Source organism: Salibacter halophilus, assembly GCF_008806325.1.
In the GTDB taxonomy this organism is placed as follows: Bacteria; Bacteroidota; Bacteroidia; order Flavobacteriales_G; family Salibacteraceae; genus Salibacter; species Salibacter halophilus.
Map to the genome: position 1 here is coordinate 81,377 of NZ_WACR01000002.1, position 22,628 is coordinate 104,004.

Here is a 22,628-nt window from a genome sequence, read left to right on the forward strand (position 1 = left end):
TGCCGTTTCACTTACCTTTGAAATTCGCAAGTGAATAAAATAACAACCGCTATGAACAACAATTTTGCTATCATGACAATCGCTTTGCTGTGTGGTATTTTTTCGGTTCTGAACGTAAACGCACAGGAAGTTGATGAATACCAACACCAGTACTACATTTACAACAATGCCGGAAGAAGCGTAAAAGTTTTCGTCCACAACAAAGAACAGAGCGGAGAGCCTTTCAAAGAAAAGGAGATAAAAGTCAAGCGAGGTGACACGTTGTTTTTAGCAAACTTCATGAAAAGTGAGCCCAATATTCATCCGCGCGAACAATTCAATTTTTACATTGTAAAGTGGAGTTGGTTCAAGACGAAAAAATACGAAGCGTACCTCAATGTAGAGCGCAAGAAAGTGGGAAGTGACGCGGTGAATTACTACATTCAAATAATGGGAAAAAAAGAGAAACCAAAAGAGCGATTCAACAACAATTAGTTGCTTTGCTTGTATAATTTTGAAATCTGATAAACTCGAAATAAAAACAGAATATGGCAGATATTAAGAAAGTTGCAGTTATTGGTGCCGGCACAATGGGAAACGGCATCGCACACGTTTTTGCACAAACCGGTTATGCGGTTTCACTGATCGATATTTCGCAGGATTCACTCGATAAAGGAATCGCGACTATCACCAAAAACCTCGATCGCATGATCAAAAAGGAAAAGATCAGCGAAAGTGATAAAGAGGCTACTCTCGGGAATATCACGACTTTCACCAATACGGCTGAAGGTGCAAAAGGTGTTGATTTAGTTGTGGAAGCTGCTACTGAAAATACTGAACTGAAATTCAAAATCTTTAAAGAGTTGAGTGAAGTAACAGATGACAATGTAATCCTGGCATCGAATACTTCATCAATCTCGATCACAAAAATTGCGGCTCAAACGAACCGTCCTGATAAAGTAATCGGTATGCACTTCATGAATCCGGTTCCGATTATGAAACTGGTTGAAGTGATTCGCGGTTATGCTACATCAGACGAGGTGACAAACCTCATCATGGATCTTTCGAAAAACCTCGGCAAAACGCCAACTGAAGTAAACGATTATCCCGGTTTTGTTGCAAACCGCATCCTGATGCCGATGATCAATGAAGCGATTATCTCACTTCACGAAGGCGTTGCTGGTGTTGAAGAAATCGATACTGTGATGAAGCTCGGAATGGCGCATCCTATGGGTCCGCTCCAACTCGCAGATTTTATCGGTCTCGATGTTTGCCTCAGTATACTCAACGTGATGTACGAAGGCTTTGGCAATCCAAAATACGCACCTTGTCCGCTTCTCGTGAACATGGTGACTGCCGGCAAACTTGGTGTGAAATCAGGTGAAGGTTTTTACGACTGGAGCCACGGGACAAAAGAACTCGTAGTTTCTGACTCGTTTAAGTAGTCTTAAATGACATTTTTGAAAACTGGAAAAGCCGCTCTGTAGCGGCTTTTTTTATTGTACGGTAGTTAGTTTCATCCATCAAGAAAACTTTAATCAAAAAAGTACGTCTTTGAGTTTTAAACTTTATTTATATAAGTATGAAAACTGTTCGTTTACACCTAATTATATTGATTGTTCTACTGTTCAATTTTCAATCAAAAGCACAGGTAACCCTTCCTTATTATTCTGGGTTTGATACTCAGGAGCAAAAAGACGGATGGACTGAATACAAAACTGCTGCAACCCAGTTCAGTCATTGGGGAGATGGTGGCTTTAATGCTTACTCAGACCCAAATTGCATCAGTCACGATTATTCTCCTTCTACCGGGATAGACCTAACAGATAACTGGTATGTTTCTCCAGGTTTTTCAATTAGTAACGGTGGAAAGCTAGATTCTATCAGGTACAGTTTTTCAGGCTTTTCAGTGCCTGACACTGGTGATACGATCGCGATATATTTATTAAACGGTTCTCAGGATCCAACATTAGCAAGTAAAACTCTTTTATTTGATTTCAGAGACAATGAATATCAAAATGATAATGTTTACAGGATAAAAACTGATATTATACTACCTCCCAAAAGCGGATTATCCTATTTCGCTGTGAGGTACAGAAATACTGATTGTAGCACAAAATGGTTAACGGTTTTCTTCGATAATATATCTATAAGCGGAGTTAGTCTTGGCGTAAATGAAAATCTAAATGAAGATGACGTATCAATTTACCCTAATCCTTCTAATGGAAAATTCAGGATAAACCACACAAATGATGTAACATCCATCTCGGTAAACGACTATACAGGTAAAGCTGTTCATTATTCTTCAAACGTAAATAATGATACCGTTACAGAAATTGATCTTTCTGATGAACCAAAAGGAATTTACATCATCAGTATTAGACGAAACAAAGGCTTATCAACTAGAAAAATTGTTTTGAAGTGATTAATAGGTTTTAATTAAGTCTTTACAAGAAAAAGCTGCTCTCTGAAGCAGCTTTTTTAGTTTCATCTGACCGGCTTTCCCTATCTTAGCTGATCTATGAAAAAACTCAATTTTTTCTGGAATCAACTCACTTCTACCTTTTGGTTTGTTCCTTCTCTCATCATAGTCGGAACCATAGGAATAGCCATTTTATCGATTTATATCGATGGACTTGTAGAGATTTCACATCGCGGGTTAAGCCGTTACCTGTTTATCGACAGCGCTGACTCTGCCCGAAGCATTCTCACTACCATTTCCGGTGCGATGATCGGAGTTGCAGGTACAGTATTTTCAATTACACTCGTTGCCCTGACGCTTGCTTCGTCACAATTTGGACCGCGACTCATCAAAAACTTCATGTACGACCGACTCAACCAGGTTGTGCTGGGTTCTTACGTGGCGACTTACATCTACTGCCTAATAATTCTCAATACAATCAAAGAAAATGGCGAAATGGACTTTCTCCCGTCCATTTCAATTCTACTTTCCCTGCTAGCTGCACTTTCTAATATCATCCTGCTCATCGTTTTCATTCATCACATCGCCACCACAATCCAGGCCGATATGGTTATTTCTGACATTTCAGAATCACTCAATAAAAATCTCAATGTCCTGTTTCCCGAAAAAATTGGGGAAGAACACGGTGAAGATCACGAACCAAAAGAACAGGAGATCAAAGAATCCTATTCAAATAGAATGCAGGTGAAAGCGCCAAAAAGCGGCTATTTACAATACATCAACAACGATTCACTTTTACAAAAGGTAAATGAAATGGACGGAATCATCGAATTGCATTACCGGCCGGGCGACTATGTTGTTTTCAGTGTTGAAGTTGCTACGATCTACACCAACACTGATTTATCAGATGAACAAGTGCTCTATTTCACCAACCAAATCATTATCAGTGAAACCCGAAATAAATACCAGGACGCTGAACACTCGATCCACCAAATGGTAGAAATTGCGGTCAGAGCCCTTTCTCCCGGTGTCAACGATCCTTACACAGCCATTTCCTGTATCGACAACCTCACTTCTACCATGTGTTATTTGACCACCGTGAAATTCCCGTCAAAATATCGTTACAATGAAGATGGAGATCTCCGCGTCATTGCCGATGCTCTCACTTACGAAGGAATGCTCGATGCAGCTTTCAATCAAATAAGACAATTTGCTAGCGGTAGTCCGTCTGTTGTAATCAGATTATTAGAAGCGCTCATAACAATCCATGAGTTTACCTACAGACCTCATTACAAAAGAGCAGTCAAAATTCACGCTCAAATGGTTTTGAACATGGCATCTGACTCATTTGACGAACACAATGATTTCATTGATGTCAAAAAGCGGAGTCAACAGATTTTTGGTGAGGGATCTGACCAGTAACCTACATCACTAATCAATCGTGAATTGATGTCTACTTTCGCAGCCAATTTACGCTAATGGAAAATGTAAAGCTGGGATTAAAAGAGAATTGGAAGCAATTTACGCTCCTTGTGATCATCAATGCCTTTGTGGGCGGAATGGTTGGACTGGAGCGCAGTATTTTGCCAAAAATTGCTGAAGCTGAATTTGGTATTGCAGCAAAAACGGCTATCCTTTCTTTTATTGCTGTATTTGGAGTTGTCAAGGCAGTTTCCAACTACTACGCTGGGGCGCTGGCCAACAAAACAGGACGCAAAAAACTGCTCACTTTAGGCTGGATTTTCGCTATTCCGGTTCCGTTTATTCTCATGTTTGCCGATAACTGGAACTGGATTATCGCTGCAAATATCTTTTTAGGCATCAACCAGGGACTCGCATGGAGCAGTACAGTTGTGATGAAAATCGACCTCGTAGGAGAAAAGAATCGCGGATTGGCGATGGGACTTAACGAATCTGCCGGTTACGTAGCAGTGGCACTTGTAGCAATGCTCACAGGATTCATCGCCTCTAATTACGGAATTAGACCCTACCCTTTTTACATCGGGATTGGGTTGATCGCGTTGGGTCTCTTTGGTAGCGCTTTTCTCATAAAAGACACGAAACACCATGTAGCAAAAGAAACGGCTAAAAGCAATTTCCCCAGACTCAGAAACACGTTTGCTGACACCACACTTTTCAACAAAAACCTGAGTTCCATCACACAAGCCGGAGTTGTCAACAACCTCAACGATGGTATGATGTGGGGACTTTTTCCAATTCTGCTATCAGCCAGGAACTTCACATTAGCCGAGATCGGAATTATCACAGCTATTTATCCCGGAGTTTGGGGTTTTGGTCAGCTCGTTACAGGGAGATTAGGAGATATGTTTCACAAAAAGCGCATTCTGTTCCTCGGGATGTTGCTTCAGGCTGGCGCGCTGTTTGGTTTGTTTTGTTCAGATCTCTACGCAGAATTCATCATCTACTCAATCATTCTGGGTGCAGGAACAGCACTCGTTTACCCCAACTTCATGGCTGCCATTGCCGATTTCACTCATCCCACTGACAGACCCAAAAGCATAGGCGTTTTCAGGCTGTGGCGAGATATGGGCTACGCTATTGGTGCAATTCTAACTGGATTCATCGCTGATTACCTGGGATCAGAATATGCAATCTTGATCATTGGCGTACTCACGCTAATCTCTGCAATGGTCATCCAGTTTAGAATGGAGGGGAAGTAAATTATACGCTTTCGCTTCGCTCAACAGTGATGTATAGAGATATGCTCTCACTTCGTTCTGTCGAAATAAAACTTTTCTAAAGTTCGAAACTTTAGAAAAGTTGAAATCGTGTAAAACCAATAAAAAAAGGCTTCCCCGATTTTCGAGAAAGCCTTTTCATTTTCAAAACTGTTCAACTTCACATCGATTCAGCATCTGTTATTTTGAGTCGCTGAATTTTGGAAATTGGTCCGGGACAGTAATTTTCGTGACAGTTAACACAAGAGCGAACAGCGTGGTTGTACGCTTTTACATCACCTGTTTCTACTGTCTTTTTCATCTCGGTTAGAAACGCCTGAGCCATTCCGTCAAAGGTTTCACCACTCGCATCTTCATCAGTGCGTTGAGCGGTGTAAATCGCTTCCCAGTTCCAATCGATTGAATCTGGAATGGACTCACCTTTTTCGAGTTTTTCGCGAATCATAGCGAGCTGATCGTGCTTGTTTTTCATCCACGCAGCTAACTCGCTCTCTTTACGCATGACTCCTGATTTCGACTCATCGGGCTGTTGAGTATTTTCAACCTGTGCCGAATCGGTCGGCTGGTCCTGGCTCTGACCGTCACCTGAATGCGAATTGCCGCAGCTAAACGACCACAGCACTACGATTCCCGGAATTATATATTTTAAAAACGTGCGCATTATTCAACTACCACTCCACTTGCCTGAAATGCAAGCGTTACTTTTGGTTCGATGATTTTATCGAGTGAATCAGCTGGTGCACCGGCATCCTGAGCGTAGTGCTTCAATTGTTTCACGCTGATCGTGTCGTAATAAACCATTCCGTCAATAGTTGTATTGTGCTCAGCGCTGTTCATTGGCACAAAAAATTCATAGTCCTTGAAGCGAACCATCATTTCTTCGTTTTCGCCAACTTGCATGCGCATCCAGCAACCTTTCTTTTGGCAAACTTCTTTGATTTCACCTTTAACAGTTGCGGGCATTGAGTCACCTTCAAAAGATTGAAGTTTTTGCGCTAACTCATCAGTTGAGATCGCTTTTGATTGATCAAATTCTGCACCGGCCATGTATGGATACTCAACTTCTTCAGTTGTTTTTTCAGACTCTTCAGTCTTTTTCTCCACCATTGCGCTATCTGCTTTTTGGTCAGATCCTTTGTCGTTTGATTTTTCTTTTGTTGCGTTGCCTCCGCACGATGCGATGGCAAATACAGTTGCGGCTAAAATTAACTTGTTCATGTTTTTAAATATTTATCCAATCGATTTCTTTTCGTAACAAATTTATAGTTTCTTCTTCGTTTGATTGTGGTTCAGGCACAACATTGTATTCCCAGGAAGCCAGTTTTGGCAAACTCATCAAAATACTCTCAATCCTGCCGGATGTGTCGAGTCCGAATTTTGTCCCTTTGTCATACACGAGATTGAACTCCACGTATCGTCCTCTGCGTAGGAGTTGCCATTGCTTTTCGTCTTCACCATAAGGCTTTTTGGCTCCTTCCTTCATGAATTTCGTGTACACGGGAGCAAAAAGCTTTCCTACATCTCGTACGTAATTAAAAATATCGCGTTTTGAATGTTCTTTGTCTTCTTTCATTCTGTCAAAGAAGATTCCGCCTACACCGCGCGTTTCATCTCTGTGCTTGATGAAGAAGTAGTCATCAGCCCATTTTTTGTGATCCGTGTAATAATGCTCATCGTACCGATCACATACATCCTTGATTTGTTGATGGAAAAAACGTGCCTGCTCTTTGTCAATGTAATGCGGAGTGAGATCGATTCCACCCCCAAACCAATACGTTTCACCGCTTATTTCAAAATAGCGGGTATTCATATGAATGATCGGAACCCAGGGGTTGATCGGGTGAATCACGATGCTGATCCCCGTAGCGTAAAAGTCTTGTCCCTCAACTCCAAGCGCTTCTTTGATTTTTGAGGGTAGCTCACCGTGTACCGCACTGAAGTTCACTCCACCTTTTTCGATGATGTTTCCATCCCGCATAATGCGCGTGCGACCTCCTCCACCTCCGGGTCTGTCCCAGTTGTCTTCGTGAAACTTTGCTTTTCCGTCAGTCTGTTCGAGTTGCTGGCAAATATCATCCTGCAACTCTCTGAACCAATCTGCAATTTCTTCTTTTTGTGGCATTAATGCACTCTGTCTTTTTCGTAATTCTTGTAGCGGTAAATATAAATCGCCTGGTTTTCGTAGCCAGATTCAGCTCCCAGTTTAACAAAGTTGAATTTGACACTCAACCCGTTTTTATTCGATTTTTCGAGATGATTCAACATATACGGACCGTATTCATCGAGCAAAGTGATGAAGTAATGACTCACATCGTAGCCCAGCAAAGCAAACTCATCCGGATCGATGCCGTAAAATTTGCGGTACTTTTTCAGAACACTTTTGACAGCCGGTGAATCGTACTCCACGTATCGTGGTGTTGGGATGTGAATATCCAGGTTCTGATAAGAAGTAATTTCCAGGTTGTCATATCCTGCCCACTCATTCAAACCAAAAACGGTAAATGTCACACCTTTTTCTGAGAGGTATAGGTCATTCAATGACGTAATGAACTGACTGATATACGCCTGCTCCTTGCTGGGAACAAAAAGCGTGTAATGAGTAGAATCTTTAAACGTGCTGAAAATGCGACTCTTTGAAGGTGTGTAAGCTGACATTTCCGTTACGCTATCATGCCCTAGCTCACTCATGCATTGATTCAGGTTTTTTCGCGCTATTTCAACGAGGTTGCGATCACTAAAACGAGATGAGTTCCACAAAACGAGGTTTGAATCGGAATGTGAATTCCCGATATACTGCGCTAAACGAACCATTTGAGCTCCTGCTCCGGGATAAACTTTTACAACATTATCTTTACTCAACAGGAATTTAGAAGATATAGGCACCGGAGAAACCATTGGTATATCGAGCGTATCGTAATGCTTGACGAGCCACTCAAAATTGGATCTGAACATTGGTCCTATAACCAAATCATATTGAAGCGTATCATTCTCAACTTTAGATTTAAGCGTATCAACCTCTCCTCCTGTATCGTAAACGTGGAGATTAGCTGACACTCCGCGCTTGTTGAGCGTATCCACAGCCATTTTTAGTCCGCGGTAAAAGTTGAGAGCGATCTTGGATGTATTGTCGATCATGAGTTCTTTAACATCCGGCCCCAGCGAATCGAGTGTATCTGCCTGCCAGAGTTTAAACGGCAAGAATACAGCGATCTCGAAGGGCTTCGTTTGCACCCAATTGACTTCTTTTAAGCTATCCTGAATGATGCTGTCCTGCTTTTCAAACTCGGCAAATTTCGGGTTTGATTTAGGAATGCGGATGGTTGTCCCGACCTTCAATCCTTCTTGCAAACCGTCATTGATAATTTGAATGGAATCAATTGAAACATCGTATTCTTTGCTGAGTGAAAAGAGCGTTTCTTTTGGCTGAACAACGTGCAACCTGAGCGAATCTTCTCGTGGTTTTTCGAGCTCTTCAGTTTCTATCGATCTACCCGATTTATACGGAATCTTTACTGTCATCCCGGTTTCTAAACCTTCCTTCTCCACAAGTGGATTAATCTTCAGGATTTCATCGATTTCCAGTCCGTATTTTTTCGATAGCGAATAGAGCGTCTCTTTTTTCACTACTTTGTGGTAAATGGTATCGCCAGATATAGAGACATCACTCTTCTTGAATTCTCGCCTGTCCACCTCACCTTTTGGAATCAAAACGCTCTGCCCTATTTTCAATCCTTCGATGTTCAGCTCGGGATTTGCTTTTTTAATCTCCGCAACGTCAATCGCGTATTTTTTGGAAATTGCATACAGCGTTTGCCCCTTTTCAACGATGTGCACATAGTACTTTTCACCATCTACTTTCACCGTTTCGGGTGTTTGCTGTGCTTTACACGACTGTATTGAAAGTGCAAAGAAAAGCGACAAAAGAATGATGTTCAGCGACTTACTCATAATCTTATTTTTAACGGTCAGAGCCCGGTTTTAGCTTACTCCCATTCTATCGTAGCGGGAGGCTTGGAGCTAATATCGTAAACAACGCGGTTAATTCCCTTAACATTGTTGATTATTTTATTCGAAATGCGTGCCAAAAACTCATAAGGCAAATGTACCCAATCGGCAGTCATTCCGTCAATGCTCTCTACAGCCCTTAAAGCTACAGCATTTTCGTAAGTCCGTTCGTCACCCATTACACCAACACTTTGTACCGGCAATAAAATAGCTCCTGCTTGCCAAACATCATCGTACAATCCTTCGTCTTTCAAACCCTGAATGAAATAGTGATCCACTTCCTGCAAGATTTTCACTTTTTCTTCTGTGATATCACCCAGGATACGTATCGCTAATCCCGGACCCGGAAAAGGATGACGGCCGAGTAAATTCTCAGGCAAGCCCATTTCGCGACCTACTCTGCGTACTTCGTCTTTGAACAACGTGTTGAGCGGCTCCACCACTTTCAACTTCATGAAATCCGGTAATCCGCCAACGTTGTGGTGCGACTTGATCGTGGCACTAGGGCCCTTCACTGATTTTGATTCAATTACATCGGGGTAAATTGTTCCCTGTCCGAGCCAGGTAACATCCTCAATTTGATGTGCTTCATCATCAAACACCTCGATGAACATATTCCCGATAATCTTGCGTTTTTCTTCAGGATCAGAAACTCCTTCAAGTTTTTCGTAGAAACGCTTGCTCGAATTTACTCCTTTAATATTCAGACCCAGTTCTTTGTAGTCTTCCAGCACATTTTCAAATTCGTTTTTACGCAATAGGCCGTTGTCCACAAAAATGCAGTACAGATTTTTACCAATCGCCTTGTGCAGAAGCGTTGCGGCAACAGATGAATCCACACCGCCAGAAAGGCCCATAACAACTTTGTCATTGCCCACCTGGTCTTTCAGGATCTGAACAGTTTCTTCAACAAACGAAGCCGGTGTCCAGTCCTGCGCCACTCCGCAAATATCGACTAAGAAATTCCTGAGCAATATTTTGCCATCGACAGAATGCGATACCTCAGGATGAAACTGAATTCCGAAAGTTTGTTCATTCTCAAATGCAAAGCCACCTACTTTCACATCGGGAGTGCTGCAAATGATCTCCACATCATCAGGCAATTCCTGAATCGTGTCACCGTGCGACATCCACACCTGTGATTCCAGCGGAATGTCTTTCAGCAAAGGGCTCTGATCGTGAATAAACGACAAATTGGCACGGCCGTACTCACGTGTTGACGACTTTGCCACACTACCGCCATTGTTGTGCGCTAACCATTGTGCACCGTAACATACAGCGAGAAGCGGCTTTTTGCCTCTTATTTCGGTCAGATCCGGTAGCGGAGCCTCGTCATCGAGCACAGAAAACGGGCTACCCGAAAGGATTACCCCTTTTACCGATTCATCGAGAGCCGGGAAGTCATTAAACGGATGAATTTCACAATAAACGTTGAGTTCGCGAATTCTGCGCGCGATAAGCTGCGTGTACTGCGAACCAAAATCGAGAATGAGTATCTTTTCCTGCATGTGCAAAAGTATATTTTTCAATTTTCAGACCACATGGTGTAGGGGCGCAAAATTTTGCACCCTTACACCATGTGGTTTTGAATAAACAGGGGAAATGGTTAGGTTTGAGAAAGGAACCTCAACCATATTAGTATGACTAACCATCGTAAGAAACTCAAAGATGAAACCAACAGATTAAAAAACTGGGATTACGGATCTAATGCTGCCTATTTCATAACTATCTGCACGACAAATAGAAATCCATTTTTTGGAGAAATTGAGAATGCTAAAATGCATCTTACTGATATTGGTGAAATCGCCAATCAATACTGGTCTGATATTCCCGATCATTTTCCATTTGTCAAATTAGATGCATTTGTCATCATGCCTGACCATGTTCACGGTATCATTATTATCGACAAACAAATACATCCTAATAATAGAGTTATTCAACCAAATCAATTTGGACCACAGTCTAAAAATTTAGGATCAATTGTTAGGGGTTTTAAAGCCGGTGTGACAAAATATGCCAGAATGAATGATATCGAATTCAAATGGCAATCCCGGTATCATGATCACATCATTAGGAATGAAAAATCATTCTATAGAATTAGAAAATACATAATTGATAATCCCAAAAATTGGTAGGTAGGATCGCAAGATTTTGCGATCCTACCTACCAAAAAATCACCTAATTTTGATCCATGTCAAACATAGATCTCATTATAGAAGAAAGAGCAGCCGACATCGGTAATTTCATGGTGGGCAGGCTGCTGCCATTCCGGCAAAAAAGGGCTGTTGGTCCGTTTGTATTCCTGGACCACATGGGTCCGGCAAAGATGAATGAACGCGAAAATTTGGATGTCCTCCCCCATCCTCACATCGGGTTGTCGACACTGACCTATTTATTTGAAGGTTCCATCATGCACCGTGACAGCATTGGCAGTGAAGTTGAAATAAAGCCTGGAGCTGTCAATTGGATGACAGCCGGTAAAGGAGTTGTACATTCTGAACGAACACCAGAATATCTGCGTGAATCCAACAAAACCTTACACGGATTACAGATTTGGGTGGCATTGCCAATAGACCTCGAAGAGTGCGAACCAAAATTCACACACATCGAAGCATCTGACATTCCCTCCTGGGAACAGGACGGACTCAAAATCAAATTGATTGCCGGAGAAGCATTCGGAAAGAAATCACCGGTTCCCGTTCACAGTCATTTTTACTTTGTAGAGATTAAATCTGATAAACCGCAAAAAGTTTCAATCGGTGACGATTTATTTGGCGAAAGCGCTCTTTACATTCTTGAAGGAAGCGTTTCAAGTGAAGGGAATACCTACGATCCAAAACAGATATTAGTCGCTAAAGACAGCAAATTGTGTGAATTTGAAATTGCTGCGAATACAACCGTCTACATTTTTGGCGGAGAGCCTTTTCCGGAAGAACGCTATATTAACTGGAATTTTGTTTCGTCCAGCAAAGAGCGATTAAAGAAGGCAAGGCAAGACTGGATTGATCAGCGTTTCCCTAAAGTTGAAGGTGAAACTGAGTTTGTGCCTTATCCTGGTCATTAATGAAATACCAACTTAATATTGACCCCTTGAAAATCAACAGGGGAACCTAATATTGTATATTAGTAAAAAATATTACCCCTTAACTATGAACTCTATTTCAATACTCAAAATCTTACTCTGTTCAGCGATAGCTTTTTTTTCTTCAGCATCGGTATATGCTCAGCCTTCATATGATTGGGTTAAACAATTTGATTATAGTTTTAACGATCACGCAAAAAGCATGGCAATTGACGACAGTAATTATATTTATTTTACTGGTAAAACTGATGCATATGGCTCCATTGATGGTCCATTTATTACTAAAGCTGACTCAACTAACATTCTCTGGACTTTTATTCCTGATTTTGTGAACACTATAGACGAAGTTGAGGCTTTAAAAATAAGAGTAGACACTGCCGGGGATATTTATGTATTACTTGAGTTCGATGGCTTTTTGAAATTTGGGAATGATACAATTTCATCAACTCCAGATGATTTAAACCTTATTAAACTAACTGATTCAACTTTAATTTGGCATAAGCAGTTTCCAATTGGTGATAGTTATGAGTTGTGGAATCAGTTTGAAATAGATCGTGCAGGGAATTGTTATGTTATGAGTAACTATGAAAATACTGAGGTTTTTGGCTCTGATACTCTAACATCAGTTGGTTCAACTGATATTTTCATTAGCAAGATTAGAAGTAACGGCCAATTTCAATGGACTCGATCTTTTGGGTCCTCTTCCAATAGAAGGGATGTTTCAAAAGGATTATCATTGGATTCATTAGCAAATATCTACGGATATTTTTCAAAAACATATTTATCATCAAATGGAGATGGTGCTAGTTTCATCGTAAAAATAGACTCTTCTGGACAGGTTTTGAAAAATGAGAGAATAACTGGATTTGATCCAACTTTTTTTGAAATACATGATTTCACTACTTCACAATCAGGAACGTCTTACATCCTTTTAAGAATGGGCAGTAATACGCCACATACCATACTGAAAGATACTACTATTTCTTTTAATCATCATGGTCATGTGATTTTAATGTACGACAGTTCTATAAATTATGAAGACAGAATAGTAATCTTAGATACTTCTAATCCAGTTTTATTTCATCCTTCAGTTATCGATGTTAGTAATGAAAATATGATAACAATTGGCGGGCTTACACATGGTCAATATAAAATTGGACCTGACACTGTTGATACGGGACTTTTTCTATTGAACTATGACCCAATGTTAGCTTACAATTGGAGTAAAGTATTTGCTACAAGTACATATACAAATTGGGGAAAGAAAATTACAGATCTAACTACGAATGAAAAGCATTTATTCTTTTTATGTAACACCTATTTACCCACTGTGGATTTTGACAGTTTAACAATTACCTCTAGCATTAACAATAACGATACTTACTATGGTAAATTAAAGAATGATTCCGTTTATTGTTTAAACAACTCTGGATCAAACTTATCTATCACGTCATGTTTGAGCTACAGATCACCTACAGGTAATCATACATGGACTTCGAGTGGTCTATACACTGATACATTGACAAATATTAGAGGTTGTGACAGTATATTGTATATTAATTTGACCATTAATACGAACAATACATTCAGCAATATTTCAGATACAACTTGTCATAGCTACACTTCTCCAAGTGGAAAATATACGTGGACTAATAGTGGTATTTATCAGGATACAGTACCAAATAATGGCGGTTGTGACAGCATAATTACAATTGATCTTTCAATTATTAAGAGTACGAGAGATACATTAACAATTGTTGAATGTGATAGCTATTTATCACCTAGCGGTAACTATCTCTGGGCTTCAAGCGGTGTTTATCAGGATATAATCCCTAATGCAGCTGGCTGTGACAGCATAATCACAATTGACCTTACCATAAATGATGGTTCAAGTACATTAGCAGACACCACCTGTAATAACTATACTTCTCCAAGTGGAAAATATACATGGAATACGAGTGGAGTTTACTTAGATACACTACCAGATGCAGCTGGCTGTGATAGCATTTTAACTATTGTATTATCTGTACTAAACTCAATAAATAATTCTGTAACAAATAATTCTCCAACGCTCGTTGCTGAGCTTAATTCAGCTTCATACCAATGGTTAGACTGCAATAATGGCTTTTCAATTATCAATGGTGATACTAACCAAAGTTTTACTGCAACTTCTAATGGTAGTTATGCTGTTGAAGTTTCAAAACACGGTTGCATAGATACTTCTATATGCTATACAGTAAATAGTTTATCAATAGCTAACGCTAAGTTTGATAATCAAGTAAATATCTTTCCTAATCCCACTTATAAAAACCTCAATGTAGATTTAGGTAAAACCTACGATGAAATTTCTCTAATAATTAAAAATACACTTGGACAGATGATATTCTTCAAGAAGTATAATTCTAAAAGAACAGTTCAAGCTAACATAAATGGTGAACCTGGACTCTATTTAATTGAAGTTAGGACTAAGAAAAACGTATCGACTTATAAGATTATAAAAGAAAGGTAAGCCATAATGTTCTGAAGGAAAAGTATTACTTAAAGCCAAAACAGAAAATTTATTACAGTTTCTAAGATTCCAATATTACTTAGAGTTTTCAGGAGAATCTTTAGACTTTAATAACTCTACGAAAAGCATAATTTCAAAAAATAAGAACACGCTAAAACTAGCGAGGAAGAACAATCCTCTCCAGAGCTCAAGACTGTTTCCATTAATGTGATTGAAAAAACTCAACAGAATCAAAATGAGGAATAGAGAATTCCCCACCAACACCGCTTCTATTTTATTCTGTTTTTCCATACTAATGGATAATAATATTTCAACCGCTAAATTATACAAAATTTAAAACTATCCAAACCAACTACTTACACTCTTTCACTAAACGATAAAAAGCTAGCCCTTTTCTCGATTTAATCGCTTTGCCGTTTTTTTCAACCCTCCACTTATGATGAATTTTTTGTGGCGCATCATAATTAGAAAGCTGTATAACATTACCATCGAGTGCCCAGCTGCCTGATGTAGTGATTTTATTATTGACATCAGAGTGATCGCGGTATTCAAAAGTTTGATCTTCGTTCAGAACCAAAACCACTTTTGACTCTACACAACAACCACCGTAAGTTCCGGATACATCTTTCTCAGAACCGATGTTGAACGAAAAGTGAATTGCAACGAGAAAGAAAATACTTAAAAAAGAACTGAATAATTTCATGGTGCTGAAAATTAGATTGTTGTAAAGGTATGATATTCGTTTGTTTTGGCCACAAAGTTTTACCTCATTACAATAAACTTAAGACCATAGTAGCTGTTACATAACATTATGACCGGTTTACCTTTACTCACATTCAACGACAACGGCATCTATTGCCCAAAAGGTGATTTCTACATCGATCCGTGGCGACCGGTAAAAAAAGCGCTGATTACGCACGCTCATGCTGATCATGCAAGGTTTGGATCTGACCATTATCTGGCCAATAAAGGATCAGAGGCGATTATGCGTTACCGATTAGGAGACGACATCAAGCTGGAAACGGTTGAGTACAATGAAAAACTTTCGATAAACGGTGTCAAAGTTTCTTTTCATCCGGCCGGACACATCATTGGATCAGCACAAATTCGTGTGGAATACAAAGGCGAAATTTGGTTGGTAACTGGCGATTACAAACTGACAGATGACGGAGTAGCCGAAGCTTTTGAACCGGTAAAATGTAATACCATGATTACCGAGTGTACATTTGGATTACCCGTTTTCAACTGGCCCGATCAAGAAAGTGTTTTTGACGCTATCAACCAATGGTGGCAAAATAATGCACGGGAAGGAAAAGCTTCGTTGCTCATGGCTTATTCACTGGGAAAAGCACAGCGAATTTTCAGACACATCAACCGCGATATCGGCCCTGTTTACACACACGGAGCTATTTTCAACAGCAATGAGATACTGCAGCCTCAAACCAGTTTTGACCTCAGCTCACAACGAATCACGTCAGAAACAAAAAAAGCTGAACTGAAAAATGCGTTGATTATTGCTCCGCCATCCGCAATCAATTCCTCCTGGTCGAAAAAGTTAAAGCCCTACTCTCTGGGAATCGCCTCGGGCTGGATGGCTTTGCGCGGAGCGAGAAGGAGACGCGCAGCTGATCGTGGATTTATCTTATCTGACCATGCCGACTGGAAAGAACTGAATGAGGCTATTCAACTTTCACAACCCGAAAACATCATTACAACCCACGGATATACCGACATCTTCACCAAATGGCTCAACGATCAGGGATATAATGCCGTTCAGGAAAAGACACTCTACACCGGAGAAATGGTTGACGAAAAAGAGGAAGGAGGCGAAAAATGAGGTATTTCACCCATCTTTTTTTGACCATCGATCAAACAAATTCCACCTTAAAAAAAGTAGAAGCTTTTGTCCGGTTTTTAGACGAAGCTCCAGATAATGACAAATTGTGGGCCGTGGCACTATTGGCCGGTAAGCGTCCAAAAAGATCAGTGAGAACCAATCAGCTGCGCGAATGGGCGGCTGAGCTGGCGGGTATTCCGCTTTGGCTCTTTGAGGATTCTTATCACGTTGTGGGTGATTTAGCCGAGACGATTGCCTCAGTGCTCCCGGCTGATGAATCGCAATCAGATCGCTCGCTTGCAGAATGGATGACTTATCTAAAAGAACTCAAAGATCAGCCCGATGAAGAAAAGAAAATCGCTATCAGTGAAGCCTGGCTTTCGCTGAGTAAACACGAACGCTTCGTTTTCAACAAGCTACTCACTGGCGGTTTCCGCATGGGAGTCTCGCAAAAGTTAATGGTCAGAGCCCTAAGCAAGCACCTCAACGAAGATGAAAACATGGTGGCGCACCGACTCATGGGAAACTGGAAACCGGAAGAAACCAGTTTTAAAAAGTTGTTGGTGGAAAAAGATGCTGAGGAGGATCTCTCCAAACCTTATCCTTTCTACCTGGCCTATCAGTTGGATAAAGAAGCTGAAGAGCTGGGCAACACAACCGACTGGAATGCCGAATACAAATGGGACGGAATTAGAGGTCAGCTCATTCACCGCAAGGGAACTTTACATTTGTGGTCGCGCGGTGAAGAGCTCATCACTGAACGCTTTCCCGAATTTACCGATAAAAACAGCTTAAAAATAGCTGAGCAAGACTTTGTGCTGGATGGTGAAATTTTGCCTTTCAGAGATGGCGAGCCTCTCCCCTTTCAGGTTTTGCAAACTCGGATCGGACGAAAGAAAGTGGGAAAAAAGACACTTGAAAAAGCACCTGTTATTTTAATGGCCTACGATCTTTTAGAACTAAACGGTAAAGATCTGCGACATACTCCTTTTTCTGAACGAAGAGCAAAACTGGAAAAGCTGGTTAACGAACTCAATTCGCCAGTCATTCAATTGTCAAAACTCATCGAGTTTGATTCCTGGAAAAAGCTTCAAGAACTGCAGGAAAACGCCCGAGAAGTAAAAGCTGAGGGCATTATGCTCAAGCAAAAGAGATCACCTTACCTGGTGGGTCGCAAAAAGGGCGATTGGTGGAAATGGAAAGTGGATCCGCTACTGATCGATGGCGTAATGATTTACGCCATGCGCGGACACGGCAGGCGCGCTAACCTCTACTCCGACTACACCTTTGCTGTGTGGAAAGGAAACGAGCTAATACCTTTTACCAAAGCCTATTCAGGTCTAACCGATAAAGAAATGCGGGAAGTAGATCGTTTTGTCAAGCAGAATACCATAGAGCGTTTTGGTCCGGTACGGAGCGTTGAACCCGAAATGGTCTTTGAAATTGCCTTTGAAGGTATTGCCCGCTCCTCAAGGCATAAATCCGGAGTGGCTTTGCGTTTTCCGCGTATCAGTCGCATCAGGTACGACAAAAAGCCCGCTGAAGCCAACAAACTGGAGGATTTAGAGGATCTGATCGAAATGATTGAAGGGTGATAATAAATTGTGAAACGTATCCACGCTTAAACCACAATTTTTTGAAATCAAAAATGGTATCCCTGATCGCAATAAAGGAGCACATTTCACTGATTTCTTAAATGATTCGCTAAATCTTTAAAAAACAAATTAACAAAAGATGCATTTCAAAATGTAAAAAACTGAAATTCAATTTCATTTGAGGTTTTTTATTATTTTTATCCTCATTAATTCATACCCCCTTTTTCTATGAAATTGAAATATAAGATTGAATCAATACTTGTTACCTTATTTCTATTAATTCAAATTTTAGGTTATTCAACAAGTCAGCAAGGAGGTTACATAACCTATCAAAATATTGGTCAGGATAGCTTTCAAATTCAACTGGTTCAATATTCTGAATGTGATGTACCATTTGTTTTTCCATCCAGAGACATCACAATCTCAAGCTCCTGTAGTAATTCCTTTACTCTACCGTTACCTTTTTCGTATACTAATTTCATTACCAATACCTGCAATTCTACCGGCTATAACTGCGGTGGTGGCGGAGGATCACTTTTAGGACTTGTTCAGCACACCTATACTGATACAGTAGTACTTCCTCCTTGTAATGACTGGGAATTTACTTTTATCAACTGTTGTAGGCAACTGACTTCAAACTTTACAAACTCTAGCAATCAACAGGTTTCTTCTCCAATAACGATTTCATCCGGGATGAATACACAAATTGATCAGGATAATTCGAGTCCGCTCATTCAGAACCCAGCTAATGCTTACGTAACTTTAAACGAGTGGACACAGTACAACAGCGCAGCTATCGATCCCGATGGCAATCAACTTCGGTATTCTCTCTATACCCCCAATGTTGCTTCAAGCACCAACTACAATGCTCTTGACAGCCTGATAAACGATTCGATCAGCGGAGACCTCGAATTGAATATTCATTCAGGAGTATCGAATAATATTTTCATTTTCCAGAGAGTCTACGAAATCAACTCAAATGGCGATACGTTAGGCTACATGGATCATGAAATGCGGTTTACAGGTATTACAACTTCAAACATAAACCCTGATGAGCCCGGTGATCTGACCAATGTAACAGGAGGACAGTTGACAGGTCCTAACGGAATCACCTCCTGTTCAGGAGATACGATCTGTTTTGACATTCTCCTATCAGATTCAAATTCAAGTCAAACTATCAAGTTCAATGATTCATTGTTGTTGAGTAGTCTGCCCGGTGCTTCGTTTACTGAAAATGGTCAGAACCCAAAGACGATTTCAGTTTGTTGGCCTACTCCGGAAGGTTTTTCGGGCACAAAACAGTTCACAATCAGCACAGCCGATAGCGCCTGCCCCATTGTTGGAGAATCACAAAGGTCGTATTCTGTCAACATCATTGATGGTGTATCAATTGTCAATGACCTAATTTCAATTTGTAAAGGTGACTCAGTTCAAATTCAAGCCCTGGGTGACTCAACGCTTTCCTGGCAATCTTTGAGCGGAAACAGTACCAGCTCAGCTAACTTCTCCTGTACACAATGTCCTGATCCAACAGTGTCACCTTCAATTAATTCAACATATTTAGTCAGCGCATCTTCAAGCTCTTCCTGCCCGGGATCTGACACTCTAACGATTAACGTTGATTCAATACCTGTTTTTGAAACGCAAGCTATGCGCGATACCATTTGTAAGGGAGATACGCTATCATATTCAGTCAACACTACTTCACAGCAAATTTCTTGGGACAATAACAGTTCGGGGATCAACTATTTTAAACCGGGTACAACTGCAGGTATAGATACTACTACGGTTCAGGTTTCATCAGGAAATTGCATATTTACTGACACACTTTACGGAGTTGTTAGTCAGGGTATCCCCTCCTCTTTGGCAAAACTCAGTTATGATACTGCTATTTGCCCCGGTGACTCGACCACGATAACATTACATTCAGGAAACGGACCTTACCGTTACTCATGGAGTAATAGCTTGCCCGGAACAAATTCGGTGAGATTAAGTCTACCACAGTCAGATTCAATCACAGCTGTATTAACTGACACAATTGGTCAGTGTAGTGATACAGCTTATTTTTATATTCAGATTTCAAATCCAATTAAAGTAGAGTTTAATCAGACTGATACAACGATTTGTAAGAATGATTCTGTCAACCTATCTCTAGAAGCTACAGGCGGAATTCCACCTTACAACTTCTCTGTAAATGGCAACTCAACAAATGATCAGTTACTATTTAATGGAACAAGTGACTCTATACTTGTGGCTTCCGCTTTTGACAGTGAAGGATGCGTTTTTGAAGGAGATACATTACAAATCGCTGCAAAAGAACCAGTCCAACTTATTCCATTGCCGGATACCATCGTGACAGGAGATTCTGCTCAAATTTGCCTTCAGCCTTTAAATGGATTCTCTCCTTTTACTTATTCATGGAATATTAGTTCATCTAATGATTCATGCCTATCAGTATCGTCTAATAACCATGATTTAATGGTTATAGGTACTGTCTCTGGAATATGTGGTACTGACAATGATACTACTATTATAACTGATATAAGTGTTGGTCAAGAATCGACTTCAGCAAATTCGCCTGAAATGCTTATTTATCCAAATCCTGTTAATACAATTGTAAATATCAAAGCTCCACTTACTGGAAAATTATTCATTATTGATTTAAAGGGAAGCGTTGTTTTAACAAGACATTTTAATCATTCAATTTCAATAGATCTGAGTCAGGTAAAAAGAGGTGTTCATTTCTTCATCCTGAAAGACGACAATAATCTGGTTATGATAGATAAAGTTGTTATAAAATAAAACAGACTCTAAATCAAAATGTTAGGAAGTAATCAATCATATTTCAAAGACTAAAAATTGCAACTAATTTAACAAGCTGAATGAGAGCAATAAAAGAATATGACATGGACTTTGGGGTTGTCGAGATATTCTCTCATTTCCTCGTCAATACACCCAAACCGATGGTTCATATAGGGAAAAAGGAGATTGAAAAGCTGTTTGAAATTGCTCAACAGCATTTTGCTAACAAGCCTTTTGGTTTCATAGCAGTAAGGAAACATTCTATTTCTTTTGATCCAACGAACTATGTTCAAACTCAAAAGAGATTTCCAAACCTCAAATCAATAGCTGTTGTCTCAACTCGGGCTCTGACCATAAACTTTTTTGATATAGAGAAAAAACTTATCAATAACGCTCAGGCAAAACTATTTAACAAAAAAGAGGACGCTTTTGAGTGGACACTTGATGTCATCAAGCGATAATAAATACTATCACAATTATAGCTTCTAAAATAACCGATTTTCTTCTTCAACCCAATTCACCTTAAATGAGTCCATTTCACCATCGCTAAAATCATAAATATTCTGCAACAAATTAATTACTAACACGATATCTTGTTGGTGTTTTTCGTGATCTGAGGCTAATAAATACGCATTCGAGTTGCTGTAATCGAGATCATTAAACATTAAAAGAGATAATACCGCTTCAAGATCCTCATCTTTAGCCATAATATAACGATCTATTAGAAGTTGCTGAGAGCCTAAAATAAACGCAACTGACTTACTATGAGTACTTAAAGCATCTGCTAGTTGTTTTTGAGTTGGGTTTGACTTTGCTAAAAGATCAAGTGTAGCATACATATTATGAATCGCTGAAGCTGCAATACTTTTCTCCCAAACTGTAAAAAGAACTTCCAACTGATCTCGCACTTCATCACTTTCAGCTGAATATCCATGTTCCATGTAATGTTTAGTGAAAATAAGCGCTTTTCTAATATCTAAATAGAAGCCTCCTCTTACCGGAGTTCTTCGTGCAGTATATTTTGCACTGAATCTATCTTTCACTTGAGCATTATGAGATCCCATTGGAAATGCTGGAGTTGTCCCAAACAAAGCTAAAAGCTTATCTACATCAGCTGAAGAAAACGAAGGATTATAAGCAATCTTATATGCCTGAAGATAATGCCCACTCATGTAATAAGCTTTTTCAATTAACTCCCTGTGCTTAAAACCAGTGTACGATAACAAATGACCTCCAAAAACTCCACCTCCACCTTTTGGGTTGTTGACAAGATCCCATTGGTTACCACTTTCAGATCCAATGAGTGGAAGTACTTCTTTCTCTACAAAATCAGTATAGAAAATGGATCCTCCAATCGAAAGCTTGTAGTTAAACAGCGAATCAACATCAGCCTGTTCAACTTTTAAGCCTTCATCACCTTCTCCAATTCTTGAAACAAGAGCTTCTAGTTGGTTTCCAAGTTTTATTTGTGAAAATGCGTTAGAATCAAAGTCATTGGATTGATAATTATTAGGAATAGTATTGACTGAAGTGTTATTATCATCTTTATTACATGAAAACAAACTAACAGTCAAAATCAATATAATTGAAAGTAACTTAGGGAAGTTCATAATGTGGTTTGCTTTTAATAGATGGTCAAAAATGCACTTGCTGCATGGATTGAAGTAGCTATAATAATTGATCAAAGCAGGTTGTTGT

The 22,628-nt window shown here is 39.9% G+C and carries 20 protein-coding genes; 12 read left to right on the forward strand and 8 right to left on the reverse strand.

Features of this window, described 5'->3' with window-relative positions; translation table 11 throughout:
• The first annotated feature begins 51 nt into the window (after nucleotides 1-51).
• The 5 genes from F3059_RS02475 (at nucleotide 52) to F3059_RS02495 (ending at nucleotide 5,082) form a co-directional block, all read left to right on the forward strand.
• Nucleotides 52-474 carry a hypothetical protein gene (locus F3059_RS02475; RefSeq protein ID WP_151166361.1) on the forward strand — a complete coding sequence of 141 codons (423 nt, stop codon included), beginning with the start codon at nucleotides 52-54 and terminating at the stop codon, nucleotides 472-474.
• Nucleotides 475-536: 62 nt separating this feature from the next.
• Entirely contained in the window at nucleotides 537-1,424 is an 888-nt protein-coding gene (locus tag F3059_RS02480) for a 3-hydroxybutyryl-CoA dehydrogenase (protein ID WP_151166571.1), read from the forward strand.
• A gap of 137 nt (nucleotides 1,425-1,561) precedes the next feature.
• Nucleotides 1,562-2,404 carry a T9SS-dependent choice-of-anchor J family protein gene (locus tag F3059_RS02485; RefSeq protein WP_151166362.1) on the forward strand — a complete coding sequence of 281 codons (843 nt, stop codon included), beginning with the start codon at nucleotides 1,562-1,564 and terminating at the stop codon, nucleotides 2,402-2,404.
• Nucleotides 2,405-2,500: 96 nt separating this feature from the next.
• Entirely contained in the window at nucleotides 2,501-3,823 is a 1,323-nt protein-coding gene (locus F3059_RS02490; RefSeq protein WP_151166363.1) for a DUF2254 domain-containing protein, read from the forward strand.
• Nucleotides 3,824-3,879: 56 nt separating this feature from the next.
• Nucleotides 3,880-5,082: an MFS transporter gene (locus F3059_RS02495; RefSeq protein WP_151166364.1), complete on the forward strand. Its 1,203-nt coding sequence runs from the start codon at nucleotides 3,880-3,882 to the stop codon at nucleotides 5,080-5,082.
• A gap of 178 nt (nucleotides 5,083-5,260) precedes the next feature.
• On the opposite strand, the gene F3059_RS02500 is transcribed toward F3059_RS02495, so the two are convergent.
• Genes F3059_RS02500 through guaA form a run of 5 tightly spaced genes read right to left on the reverse strand, consistent with a single transcriptional unit; the run spans nucleotide 5,261 to nucleotide 10,613 of the window.
• A complete protein-coding gene (locus F3059_RS02500; RefSeq protein WP_151166365.1) occupies nucleotides 5,261-5,761 on the reverse strand; it encodes a hypothetical protein in 501 nt (166 codons plus the stop codon).
• A complete protein-coding gene (locus tag F3059_RS02505) occupies nucleotides 5,761-6,318 on the reverse strand; it encodes a DUF4920 domain-containing protein (protein WP_151166366.1) in 558 nt (185 codons plus the stop codon). Before F3059_RS02505 ends, F3059_RS02500 begins: the two co-directional genes overlap by 1 nt.
• A 4-nt stretch (nucleotides 6,319-6,322) precedes the next feature.
• Nucleotides 6,323-7,222, reverse strand: coding sequence for an oxygen-dependent coproporphyrinogen oxidase (hemF, locus tag F3059_RS02510; protein WP_151166367.1), 900 nt, complete (start codon nucleotides 7,220-7,222; stop codon nucleotides 6,323-6,325).
• Complete coding sequence (locus F3059_RS02515; RefSeq protein ID WP_151166368.1) at nucleotides 7,222-9,048, reverse strand: LysM peptidoglycan-binding domain-containing protein; 1,827 nt, start codon at nucleotides 9,046-9,048, stop codon at nucleotides 7,222-7,224. The genes hemF and F3059_RS02515 overlap by 1 nt, the downstream gene beginning before the upstream one ends.
• A gap of 35 nt (nucleotides 9,049-9,083) precedes the next feature.
• On the reverse strand, nucleotides 9,084-10,613 hold the full coding sequence (gene guaA, locus F3059_RS02520) for a glutamine-hydrolyzing GMP synthase (protein ID WP_151166369.1): 1,530 nt from the start codon (nucleotides 10,611-10,613) through the stop codon (nucleotides 9,084-9,086).
• 132 nt (nucleotides 10,614-10,745) lie between these two features.
• Here guaA and F3059_RS02525 point away from each other — a divergent pair, with 132 nt between their 5' ends.
• From F3059_RS02525 to F3059_RS02535, 3 genes are all read left to right on the forward strand, one after another.
• Nucleotides 10,746-11,240 (forward strand): transposase, encoded by a 495-nt coding sequence (locus tag F3059_RS02525; RefSeq protein WP_151166370.1) that lies wholly within the window; start codon nucleotides 10,746-10,748, stop codon nucleotides 11,238-11,240.
• Nucleotides 11,241-11,296: 56 nt separating this feature from the next.
• Entirely contained in the window at nucleotides 11,297-12,169 is an 873-nt protein-coding gene (locus F3059_RS02530) for a pirin family protein (protein ID WP_151166371.1), read from the forward strand.
• An 85-nt stretch (nucleotides 12,170-12,254) separates the two neighbouring features.
• Nucleotides 12,255-14,696, forward strand: a complete 2,442-nt coding sequence (locus F3059_RS02535) for a T9SS type A sorting domain-containing protein (RefSeq protein WP_151166372.1) — start codon at nucleotides 12,255-12,257, stop codon at nucleotides 14,694-14,696.
• Between the two features lie 75 nt (nucleotides 14,697-14,771).
• Here F3059_RS02535 and F3059_RS02540 read toward each other — a convergent pair whose 3' ends face one another.
• Both F3059_RS02540 and F3059_RS02545 read right to left on the reverse strand, forming a co-directional pair.
• On the reverse strand, nucleotides 14,772-14,987 hold the full coding sequence (locus tag F3059_RS02540; RefSeq protein WP_151166373.1) for a hypothetical protein: 216 nt from the start codon (nucleotides 14,985-14,987) through the stop codon (nucleotides 14,772-14,774).
• A gap of 61 nt (nucleotides 14,988-15,048) precedes the next feature.
• Entirely contained in the window at nucleotides 15,049-15,399 is a 351-nt protein-coding gene (locus tag F3059_RS02545; RefSeq protein ID WP_151166374.1) for a copper resistance protein NlpE, read from the reverse strand.
• Between the two features lie 108 nt (nucleotides 15,400-15,507).
• Here F3059_RS02545 and F3059_RS02550 point away from each other — a divergent pair, with 108 nt between their 5' ends.
• The 4 genes from F3059_RS02550 to F3059_RS02565 all read left to right on the forward strand — a co-directional run bounded on the left by F3059_RS02550 (nucleotide 15,508) and on the right by F3059_RS02565 (nucleotide 21,391).
• Nucleotides 15,508-16,533, forward strand: a complete 1,026-nt coding sequence (locus F3059_RS02550; RefSeq protein ID WP_151166375.1) for a ligase-associated DNA damage response exonuclease — start codon at nucleotides 15,508-15,510, stop codon at nucleotides 16,531-16,533.
• Nucleotides 16,530-18,128: an ATP-dependent DNA ligase gene (locus tag F3059_RS02555; protein ID WP_151166376.1), complete on the forward strand. Its 1,599-nt coding sequence runs from the start codon at nucleotides 16,530-16,532 to the stop codon at nucleotides 18,126-18,128. Before F3059_RS02550 ends, F3059_RS02555 begins: the two co-directional genes overlap by 4 nt.
• A 228-nt stretch (nucleotides 18,129-18,356) precedes the next feature.
• Complete coding sequence (locus tag F3059_RS02560) at nucleotides 18,357-20,930, forward strand: T9SS type A sorting domain-containing protein (RefSeq protein WP_151166377.1); 2,574 nt, start codon at nucleotides 18,357-18,359, stop codon at nucleotides 20,928-20,930.
• An 80-nt stretch (nucleotides 20,931-21,010) separates the two neighbouring features.
• Nucleotides 21,011-21,391 (forward strand): hypothetical protein, encoded by a 381-nt coding sequence (locus F3059_RS02565; protein WP_151166378.1) that lies wholly within the window; start codon nucleotides 21,011-21,013, stop codon nucleotides 21,389-21,391.
• Nucleotides 21,392-21,415: 24 nt separating this feature from the next.
• Here the strand turns inward: F3059_RS02565 and F3059_RS02570 are convergent, their stop codons facing one another.
• Nucleotides 21,416-22,540, reverse strand: coding sequence for a hypothetical protein (locus F3059_RS02570; RefSeq protein WP_151166379.1), 1,125 nt, complete (start codon nucleotides 22,538-22,540; stop codon nucleotides 21,416-21,418).
• Nucleotides 22,541-22,628: the final 88 nt, after the last annotated feature.